The 320-nt window shown below is 66.2% G+C and carries 1 protein-coding gene; it reads left to right on the top strand.

Annotated features, from left to right (window positions below):
• The coding region (locus DIE08_RS35360; protein WP_124906469.1) for an aminotransferase class III-fold pyridoxal phosphate-dependent enzyme at positions 1-320 on the top strand (320 nt) is incomplete at both ends.

Raw genomic sequence — 320 nt, 5'->3', positions numbered from 1 at the left:
TACCACGGCTCGACGATCGCGGGCGGCACGCTCGGCGGGATGGGCTACATGCACGAGCAGATGCCGTCGAAGGTCGAACACATCGGGCACATCGATCAACCGTATTTCTTCGGTGAAGCGCAGGCCGGCGAGACGCCCGAGGCATTCGGCCTCTCGCGCGCGCAGCAGCTCGAGGCGAAGATCCTCGAACTCGGCGCGGAGAACGTCGCGGCGTTCATCGGCGAGCCGTTCCAGGGCGCGGGTGGCGTGATCTTCCCGCCGTCGACGTACTGGCCGGAAATCCAGCGGATCTGCCGCAAGTACGACATCCTGCTCGTCGC

Source organism: Burkholderia sp. Bp9004 (genome assembly GCF_003858025.1).
Lineage (GTDB): Bacteria > Pseudomonadota > Gammaproteobacteria > Burkholderiales > Burkholderiaceae > Burkholderia > Burkholderia diffusa.
This window is presented reverse-complemented; position numbering and strand designations above follow the sequence as displayed.